We start from the raw sequence: 8,642 nt of genomic DNA, 5'->3' as shown, positions 1-8,642 counted from the left end.
TTTAACCTGCACAGGTTGAGAAGTTAAATAAATAGCTTTATTATCATGATAAGGGGGTTAAAAGAGTTTATCAAGTAAGTTTTTTGTTTTATCAAATGCGCTGCTAGAAGTTTGTTATGCGAGAAGTCTAAGGTATATTGAACTTAGGACATATCTTGGCTATACTCTACGATGAAGTTAATAGAAGTTTTCAGTAAAACCGGTTTTTAACTGAGACAAATGCAAAGCGAACTCTTTTGATATAAATTATCAGAATAATCGGTAGGTGCTTTATCAACCTCTTGTTGAGGCTTGATAGTGCATTTATATTTTTTATTCAATCTCTATATCACTGCTTTACACCGCCATACTATTTAAACAATATAGCAAGACAAATTATAGAGATAGGCTTTCTTTCCTTGCCAATTGTTGGACTTATAGGGGCTTTTATAGGAGCAGTGATAGTCTTGCAAAGCAAGCTTGAGTGGTCCATTGATTAGTCAAGAGCAATAATACCCAAGCTTGTCACGGTCACCATCATTAAAGAGTTATAGCCAGTTTTTGTCAGCTTAATAACGGTAGGAAAAATTGGATCATCAATTGCGGCAGAAATTAGCACTATGTGCATCACCAAACAAATAGATGCACTTACAACCTTTTGAACATCAACCCTTTCAAATATTTAATTACACCAAGGATTTTAGCGTCAGTTATAGTATTCCCTATACTTACAGTATGTGCAGATCTAATAGGAATATTCGGGGGATACATCACTGCAGTTTTTGAATTTAACCACAATGTAAGTATATACATAAAATACACAGCTCAATTCTTCAATATGAATGATTTTATCACTGGGCTAGTGAAAGCAATTGCTTTGGCATCATAATTTCTGTCTCAAGCTGTTGTTACGGTTACCACTGCAGAAAAGATGCTCGAGAAGTCAGCATTGTTACAACATCAACTGTTGTTTTATCATCCATACTGATTATTCTAGCAAACTACATGATTACTTTGATGCATGCATAGTTCCATAATATCAATACCGAACTTAAACCTATCTTTTGATGATAAAACGATATTAAACAACATAGTTTTAATATATTCAAAGGAGAATCACTAGTCATGCTCGGTGGCTCAGGGAGTGACAAGTCTGTATTAACAAAAACAATCATTAGCTTGCTGACACCGGACTCAGGGTCTATTAAAATAAATAGCAAAAGCAAAAATAAATTTAGAGTTTTATTTCAGAATTCCGCCTTATTCAACTATGTTACAGTCTGGGAAAATATATCTTTTAATTACACGAAACGCTTCAATATCAACAAAAAGGAGGCAAAGCAATTAGCAATTGAAAAGTTAAATGATGTCGGGTTGGAGAAAAACATAGCAGATATGTTTCCGATAGAGCTATCAGGTGGAATGAAAAAAAGTAGCACTTGCAAGAGCAATTGCACACAACCCAGAGATTATTGTATTGGCGAGCTAACTTCAGGACCAGACCCAATTATGTCAGGTACACAGTAAACGAGATAATAATAAAGCTGTCTAAGGACCCAGCCTATAATTATCACAATCACACATGATATTCATAGTGCATTTAAGATAGCTGATAAGATAGCAGTATTATATGAGGGAAGCATCATCTTCCATGGAGCTGTTCAAGAAATAAAAAATACTAAAAATGAATATGTGAGAAAATTTATTCGCTATGTACGTACGAAATAAAAAATTCTCTATTTTATTACTTGCTTTCGAGACATATAATTCTCATCATGTTTTGCAAGCACTGTGTCTGCCAAAAAGGCTCCATCATCAAGCATTTTACCTTGCACAACAACACCACTTTTTTCTGAAAACATTGGTGGAAGTATTCCCTGATATTTTACCACAACACTCTTATTAAAATCTGTCATTTGAAAAACCACTTCACTTTCATTGCGTATTACACTGTCCTCAACAACCATTCCACCGATACGGATTGGCTTTTGATTGTTTGGCAAAACTACCGCCTTACTTACTGTATAAAAAAATGAGATATTTTCTTTGAGCGTTGTTAAAATAAAAAAGACTGCACAATTTAAAAAGAAGAAAACTCCTGAAACTACAAGTAATCGCTTATGTTTCTTCTTCATTATTGTTTTTAAGGCTTTCTAAAATTCTTTTGCTTTTGATATAGCAAGAAATAGTAAAAATCAGTTCTCCAGCAACCAATGCAAAGCCAACAAGGTAGGCAAAAATTACATATGTATTCATAATGCACTATCAACAAATAACTCACCTGTGTTAGAATAAATTAAACTTCCATCTTTTTGCTGCAATACCAATCTACCACTTTTATCTATATCAATAAAAATCCCTTCGTGCAATTTGCCAGCTAACTTTACGCTGACTTGTTCATTCATTTTGAACGCTTTTTTCAGCCACATTTCTCTTATAGCATAGAACCCGTCAAATATCAACTGTTCTCTTAGTTTATTGAAGTTTATTATTAATTCTTTTAATAGATCTGTGTTAGACACAGACTTGCTGTAGCTGCTAATGCATGTTGCTTCTGAAAGTGGTGCATGATCAATATTAATTCCAATTCCTATAACTAACCAATTTGAATTAGATTTTTTTTTAAGCAATATTCCACTTATTTTCTTACCGTCTACCAAAATGTCATTTGGCCATTTATACTGAATGTTACTATCACCTATAAATAATGATAATGTATTGCCAACAGCAACAGCAGTAACAAAAATCAATTCTGTTAACTCACTTAGATTTTTTCTATCATCCCAGCACGTGACTCTGGAATCCAGTGTTGGAATGATACCAGAACGATTATGTAAGAGATCTGTAATTAAACTTGCACAAAAATTGCCTTTTGGAGAAACCCAGCTTTTTCCGGTACGCCCTCTACCATCTGTTTGCTTATTGGCAATAATAACGGTTTCATTTGATATCTCTTTATCAATTAAGTCCAACGCTTCTCTATTAGTACTAGAGACTTCTTTATAATGATGAATATGAAAGCCCTCGAATATTTCAGGAATCACTTTATAACCCTTTGGTTACTAAATGAATTAGAGAGTATAAATCCTCTACATATATAAAAAGAACAATGTTGATTAAGGAAGCCACTGAAGTGATAATGAATAGCCCCTTAAGGTAAGTAATTTTATTACCACTAGCCTTATCAAAATACATAGCTTTTATGATATTTAGGTAGTAGTAACATGATATAACACTTGCTACTACAAGGATCAAAGATAGGCTGATAAAGCCTGAGCTTATTAGACCTTTAAATATAAATAGCTTAGCAAAAAACCCTGCAAGTGGCGGTACTCCTGCCATAGAAAGCAATAGTATAGAAAGATGAAATGCTAAAACCGGGTGTTTTTTCCCTATACCAGATAAATTTGCAATATTGCAATCGTCATCGTCAATTTGTATAAAATATGAGAACAATCCTATGCTTGTAACGATATATGTCATCAAATACGTCAAGGAGCTATCTGTTCCCATCCGCGTAAAAATAGAAAGCGAAGCAAATATGAAGCCAACATGACCTATTGAACTGTAAGCAAGCAGCCTTTTTAGGTTTTTTTGTCGTAAAGCCCCAAAAGCTGAGATAAGCACAGATAATGCCGAAACATATAAAAGAACAGGTTGAACATAATTTTTAACATTTACTAATTCCTCATTTATCAGTCTAATTAAAAATGTTACAAGTGCAGCTTTTGGAGCAGTAGAAAAAAACGCAGCCACTATGGTAGATGCACCTTGATAGACATCTGGAGCCCACATATGAAAAGGAACAACAGCAAGCTTGAAACACAAACCAATAAGGATAAAGATCAACCCAAAAACTATTCCATAGGTTACCTGATGGTTTTGTGCAAATGAATTTAACTGAGAAAAATCGGTTTGTCCTGTATATCCATAAAGTAGCGACATTCCGTACAACATGATGCAGGAAGATAACGCACTGAGCATAAAATATTTCACTCCTGCTTCGCATGAATAAACTGAATCTTTATTAAAGCTTGCAAGAGCATATAGAGGTATACTCATCAATTCAAAAGCTAAATAAAAAGAAATTAAATTATTTGCTGAAACCAGAGTCATCATGCCAAACAGCGCAAAAAGAATCAGTATTGAAAATTCATATTTATAGTCATATTTTGATAAATTCAGCAGCAAGAGTACTAAAACTCCTACGGTAAGGATCAATCCTTGAGCCGACCTGATGTATAAGTTAAGTTTTAACAATGAATTGAAAAAAAAAACTTCATTATTTTCTATTAAGAGAACTAAAACAATCAAGGTAATCGCTGTGCAACCTAGTGCTAGCAAGTTAATGATGCGGCGGTTGAACACGATCCCAAGCAGCAGCAATACTAATGAGGAAACAATAGAGAACGTTTCTGGCAATATCTGTATATAGCTCATAGAACATTGTACTTGACTAATAAATTTGCCATACATGGCTTCAAATAATTTAGTGCAAGAGTTGGGTAAAATCCAAGCAAAATAACAAGCACTGCAAGCAGAATTAAGACAGAAAATTCTATGCCATCTAGATGATTATTCAATAATTTAGAATAGCTGACTCCCCACATTGTTTGCTTACATAGATTCAGCATATAAACTGCACTCAAAATAGTGCCAAGTGCAACAAACCCTGTAAAAAGCCCTATGCTCTTAAACACCCCAACCATAGCCAAAAACTCACCTATAAACCCAGACATTCCAGGCAGTCCAATCGAGGCCATTGAAAATAAAATAAACATAAAACCAAATTTTGGCATTGTGTTTACTATGCCGAAATACTTTGCAATCTCCAAAGTTCCAGTTCGAGTATATAGCACCCCAATACACAAAAATAAAGCAGCAGAAATAAGGCCATGACTAATCATTTGAAACACAGCACCAAGTACCCCCTCCTCGTAAAATGAAAAGAGACCAGCAGTTACGATTCCCATGTGTGCTATTGAGGAATAAGCTATTAGCTTCTTTATATTGTCCTGAGCAAATGCAACTAGTGAAGCATATATTACTGCAATTGCGCTTAACACAACAATGAAATTTGAAAAATAGAAGCTTGCCTGAGGAAGCATCGGAATAGAGAACCTTAAAAATCCATATCCTCCCATTTTAATAAGCAGGCCAGCTAAAATTACCGATCCAGAAGTTGGGGATTGCACATGCGCATCAGGAAGCCAAGTGTGGAACGGAAACATCGGAACTTTTATTGCAAAGGAGACAAAAAATGCAATCCACAACAATGATTGCACCCCAAGATCGAGACTTGGCATTAACGTGGCTAATTTTTGTATATCGAATGTTTCAAAGACATTATACATATACACTAATCCAAGCAAAAACAACAGCGAACCAGCAAGTGTATAGAGAAACAACTTAAATGCCGCATACACCCTTTGTTTTCCTCCCCAAATGCCAATGATAAAGAACATTGGTACTAGAACAGCTTCGAAGAATACATAAAAGCTTATGGCATTTAGTGAAATAAAGAAACCGACCACAAAACTTTCAAGCAGTAAAAATAATGCCATATACGGCTTGAGAGTCGTATAACTCATTTTGCAATTGTAGAGTATACAAATAACAAATAAGAAAGTTGTGAGTAGAAGAAAAAGTAGCGATATACCATCCACCCCCATCCCTGCGTTTCTAATTGGGTAGCTAACGAGCTGGAAGTCCGCATTACTATAATCAAATCCTATACAAGCTATAATGCTAAGTAAAAATGGCAGTACAGCAAAAAATAGAGAAAGGAATCTTAGGTATATGGATTTATGATTGATCTTGATTAGAGATAAAATCAGCGCTCCTATTAGTGGAAGCAAGAATATACTAAGTAACAACACTTTCTTTAATTCCAATAATATACAAAGCACTGATTATTAAAGTAACAAACATAACAAACGCATAATCAAATATGTAACCTGTCTGTAACTTTATAGAACTTTTCGAACATTCATTAACCAAGCTTACCGCACCATTTGGTCCAAATGAATCAAGGACTTTAACATCAAACTTCCATAGAAATCTAGATATGAACTTCATCGGTGCAATTATGATAAAATCATATATCTCATTAAAGTACCATTTATTTTGCAAAAATTTAAGTAAAAATTTACTTTTAATCTGCTGAAATTTTTGATAGCAGTAAATCAAGTACGCAAGCGCTATTCCACTTAGACTCACTAGAGTTGGTAGTAACTTTATAAAGAAATTATGGACTTCATACTCACTAACAACTACTAAACTTAATTTCCAAAATGCATTACTAGTTATATTCAAAACATTTGCTCCCCATATTCCGGAAAATACCGATCCAAGAGCAAGTATTAGTAGCGGTGTAAACATAATTTTCGGTGCTTCATATATATTAATTTTACTTTGTTTTTGGCTATGAAATACAAGAAGCAATAACCTCCAAGAATAAAATGCTGTAAAGAATGCAACAACCAAGCTCATTACGAAAGCAAAACTATCAGTACCATAAGCATGCTTAATTATTAGATCCTTTGAATAAAAACCTGCAAATGGAAATACCCCAGAGAGTGCAAGAGACCCAATCCACATGAGAGCGTAAGTGCAAGGAATTTTTTTCCAGCAGTTTCCCATTTTCTGGATGTTTTGCTCATGATGCATTGCATGAATCACATTACCTGCACCGAGAAATAATAAGGCCTTGAAAAAGGCGTGTGTCATTAAATGAAAAATGGCGACATTGTAAGCAGAAAGGCCGCATGCCATGAACATATAACCAAGTTGGCTGCAAGTTGAATAAGCAATTATTTTCTTTATATCGTTCTGAGTAATCGCAACTGTAGCTGCAAAAAAGGCAGTAAGCGCACCAACAATCACTATCAATTCTTGTGCTACATTTGACATCTCAAACAACGGAGAACATTTTGCTACCAAAAATATACCTGCCGTTACCATAGTTGCTGCATGAATGAGTGCAGAAACAGGGGTTGGTCCTTCCATTGCATCTGGCAACCAAACATGTAGGCCAAGCTGAGCAGACTTTCCCATACAGCCAATAAAAAGTAATATGCATATTATATGAACCACTCTGAACTCACAACAGAATGCCCTAATGTTCTGTGCAGCAAAAAGATCAGCTGTGTCAAAAATTTCAGCAAATTTCAAAGAATGAAATGTGTAATAAATAAGAACAATCCCGATTAATAGCGCAAAGTCCCCTACTCTATTTACAACAAATGCTTTAAATGCTGCATTATTTGCAGAGTATTTCTGAAACCAAAATCCTATGAGTAAATAAGAGCACAAGCCAACTCCTTCCCAGCCAAATAAAAGCTGCACAAAATTGTCACTCACGACCAGCACAATCATACAAAACGTAAACAGCGATAAATAAGAAAAGAACCTAGACTTTCCCTTATCATGTTTCATATAACCAATAGAATAGAGATGAACTACCAGCGAAACGGTGGTAATTACAATCAACATCAAAGATGAGAGAGCATCCATACTAATCGCCCAATTTACCTTTAGGGCGCTCAACGAAAACAAGGGGAATAAACTCAAGTGATAATTTTGAGGAAAGGTGAAAAAAACGTACCAAGATAAAACAGCAGATATTCCAATTCCTGCAGTTGTTATTAACTGACTAAAAATATCCCTTCTAAAAAGCGCTGCAAATAATGAACTAAAAAGTGGCAAAAACACTATTAATTTTAGTATATCAGTCATACCTTCACTCTTTCATTAAGTTCGCTCGCTCAACATCTATATTGCCACGGCTTCTATAATATACAACCAATATTGCAAGTCCTATTCCTGACTCTGCTGCGGCAACAGTCAACACAAACATGACAAAAATTTGCCCAACTATATCATTTGTAAAAGCAGAAAAAGCAACTAAATTGATATTAATTGCTAGCAATAATACCTCTACTGACAATAATATGTTGATTATGCTTTTACGGTTGATGAAAATACCACACACTCCAATAGCGAATAAAATAGCTGCAATTACCAAGAAATGATTTAATCCTATTTCCATTCTACTCCTTTTCCAAATTTAGCCTTAACCAACTTTACAGATGAAGATTGTGTCAATTGTTTTAATACATTCTGTCTTTTGATTCCTTTTTTCTTATCCTGCAAAGTAAGAGCAATTGCGCCCACAATTGCAACAAGTAGTAAAATGCCAGAAAGGTGAAAAGCGTACATATAATCAGTATAGAGCAAATTACCGATGGCTTTCACATTATTGGTATTATAGTTTATAACATTGCTTATATTCAGTGCTGAGCTGCGGATTACGAAACCAATAATGAGAAAAAACACAACACATAATATAGAACCAACAGTTAAATGCTTTGTAAAACCCTGATGCAATCTTATGTAGTCAATATCGAGCATCATAACTACAAAAAGGAACAACACTGCAACTGCCCCGATATATACTATCAGCACCATCATAGCAATAAACTCAGCTCCAAGGAGGATAAAAAGAGCTGAAGAGTTAACAAAAGTGAAAATTAAAAATAGTACTGCATGCACGGGATTCCTTGTGCTGATCACACAAACAGCGGATAAAATGCTAAGAATTGCAAAAAAATAAAAGAAAAAAGTCATTAATATTTAACTGCAACAACAGTTACTAATTTAAA

The 8,642-nt window shown here is 34.6% G+C and carries 8 protein-coding genes and 3 pseudogenes; 3 read left to right on the top strand and 8 right to left on the bottom strand.

What is annotated here, in order from left to right; genetic code table 11:
* Nucleotides 1–281: 281 nt before the first annotated feature.
* The 3 pseudogenes from IHO13_RS05975 to IHO13_RS03215 all read left to right on the top strand — a co-directional run bounded on the left by IHO13_RS05975 (nt 282) and on the right by IHO13_RS03215 (nt 1,707).
* A pseudogene (locus IHO13_RS05975) lies at nt 282–641 on the top strand (MlaE family ABC transporter permease).
* Nucleotides 602–1,008: pseudogene (locus IHO13_RS05970) on the top strand (MlaE family ABC transporter permease). Before IHO13_RS05975 ends, IHO13_RS05970 begins: the two co-directional pseudogenes overlap by 40 nt.
* Nucleotides 1,001–1,707, top strand: a pseudogene (locus IHO13_RS03215) (ABC transporter ATP-binding protein). The pseudogenes IHO13_RS05970 and IHO13_RS03215 overlap by 8 nt, the downstream one beginning before the upstream one ends.
* Before the next feature lie 8 nt (nt 1,708–1,715).
* On the opposite strand, the gene ccmE reads toward IHO13_RS03215, so the two are convergent.
* The 8 genes from ccmE to IHO13_RS03180 are packed head-to-tail and all read right to left on the bottom strand — an operon-like array spanning nt 1,716 to nt 8,607.
* A complete protein-coding gene (ccmE, locus tag IHO13_RS03210; protein ID WP_225538251.1) occupies nt 1,716–2,114 on the bottom strand; it encodes a cytochrome c maturation protein CcmE in 399 nt (132 codons plus the stop codon).
* Entirely contained in the window at nt 2,098–2,235 is a 138-nt protein-coding gene (locus IHO13_RS06020) for a CcmD-like small membrane protein (RefSeq protein WP_458695361.1), read from the bottom strand. Before IHO13_RS06020 ends, ccmE begins: the two co-directional genes overlap by 17 nt.
* Nucleotides 2,232–3,023, bottom strand: coding sequence for a biotin--[acetyl-CoA-carboxylase] ligase (locus IHO13_RS03205; protein ID WP_225538250.1), 792 nt, complete (start codon nt 3,021–3,023; stop codon nt 2,232–2,234). The genes IHO13_RS06020 and IHO13_RS03205 overlap by 4 nt, the downstream gene beginning before the upstream one ends.
* Nucleotide 3,024: 1 nt before the next feature.
* Nucleotides 3,025–4,419, bottom strand: a complete 1,395-nt coding sequence (locus IHO13_RS03200; protein WP_225538249.1) for an NADH-quinone oxidoreductase subunit N — start codon at nt 4,417–4,419, stop codon at nt 3,025–3,027.
* Nucleotides 4,416–5,858 (bottom strand): complex I subunit 4 family protein, encoded by a 1,443-nt coding sequence (locus tag IHO13_RS03195; protein ID WP_225538252.1) that lies wholly within the window; start codon nt 5,856–5,858, stop codon nt 4,416–4,418. The genes IHO13_RS03200 and IHO13_RS03195 overlap by 4 nt, the downstream gene beginning before the upstream one ends.
* Complete coding sequence (nuoL, locus tag IHO13_RS03190; protein ID WP_225538248.1) at nt 5,845–7,716, bottom strand: NADH-quinone oxidoreductase subunit L; 1,872 nt, start codon at nt 7,714–7,716, stop codon at nt 5,845–5,847. The genes IHO13_RS03195 and nuoL overlap by 14 nt, the downstream gene beginning before the upstream one ends.
* Nucleotides 7,717–7,720: 4 nt before the next feature.
* On the bottom strand, nt 7,721–8,029 hold the full coding sequence (gene nuoK / locus IHO13_RS03185; RefSeq protein ID WP_225538247.1) for an NADH-quinone oxidoreductase subunit NuoK: 309 nt from the start codon (nt 8,027–8,029) through the stop codon (nt 7,721–7,723).
* A complete protein-coding gene (locus tag IHO13_RS03180) occupies nt 8,020–8,607 on the bottom strand; it encodes an NADH-quinone oxidoreductase subunit J (protein WP_225538246.1) in 588 nt (195 codons plus the stop codon). The genes nuoK and IHO13_RS03180 overlap by 10 nt, the downstream gene beginning before the upstream one ends.
* Nucleotides 8,608–8,642: the final 35 nt, after the last annotated feature.

Origin of the sequence: Wolbachia endosymbiont of Mansonella perstans, from assembly GCF_020278605.1 — a bacterium.
In the GTDB taxonomy this organism is placed as follows: Bacteria; Pseudomonadota; Alphaproteobacteria; order Rickettsiales; family Anaplasmataceae; genus Wolbachia.
Note: the sequence above shows the minus strand (reverse complement) of the source record. Positions and strands in the feature narration are given on the sequence as shown.

Bases quoted from the DNA above. Each gene is read 5' to 3' on its own strand.
- ccmE (WP_225538251.1), bottom strand. From the start codon at position 2,114: ATGAAGAAGAAACATAAGCGATTACTTGTAGTTTCAGGAGTTTTCTTC.
- IHO13_RS06020 (WP_458695361.1), bottom strand. From the start codon at position 2,235: ATGAATACATATGTAATTTTTGCCTACCTTGTTGGCTTTGCATTGGTT.
- IHO13_RS03200 (WP_225538249.1), bottom strand. From the start codon at position 4,419: ATGAGCTATATACAGATATTGCCAGAAACGTTCTCTATTGTTTCCTCA.
- nuoL (WP_225538248.1), bottom strand. From the start codon at position 7,716: ATGACTGATATACTAAAATTAATAGTGTTTTTGCCACTTTTTAGTTCA.
- nuoK (WP_225538247.1), bottom strand. From the start codon at position 8,029: ATGGAAATAGGATTAAATCATTTCTTGGTAATTGCAGCTATTTTATTC.
- IHO13_RS03180 (WP_225538246.1), bottom strand. From the start codon at position 8,607: ATGACTTTTTTCTTTTATTTTTTTGCAATTCTTAGCATTTTATCCGCT.